1 protein-coding gene is annotated in these 441 nt (G+C 64.4%); it reads right to left on the reverse strand.

The genetic code is table 11. From position 1 onward, the window contains the following. Positions 1–441 (reverse strand): type VI secretion system contractile sheath domain-containing protein (locus tag AC0L3U_RS38495; RefSeq protein WP_473364977.1); only part of this gene is annotated, 441 nt, incomplete at both ends.

The raw sequence follows: 441 nt of genomic DNA on the forward strand, positions 1-441 counted from the left end.
GCAGCACTTCGAATCGCGGGTGCTCGCTGATCTTGAAGCGTCGGCCCAGGGTGTCGGCGCTCAAGCCGTCCACGGCCAGCGGCACCAGCCACTCGCCCTCCAGGCGCAGCAACGCGGCGGCATCACATGGCAGCAGGGCGCGCACGCGAATCTTCAGCTGCTCATCGCTCTCGGTGTTGTTGACCAGGTAGTGCAGGCCACGCCAGGCGCTTTCCAGCTGCTGGAAATCCTGGTGGTGGATGATCTGGTTGACCTGGGCGGTGAGCTTGGCGTCGATGGCGGCGATGATCGATTCGATCGACTTGATCGCGTCGTTGGACACCAGGTCGGTTTGCGCCAGGGCCTGTTCGGCCAGGGTGCGCACCGCGGTTTCCACGGCTTCGCGGGCGCGCTCGGTCTTGGGTTTGCCAACCTGCTGCTGCAGGAATTCAAACCCAAGAC

It is taken from the genome of Bradyrhizobium sp. Kon69 (assembly GCF_055807515.1).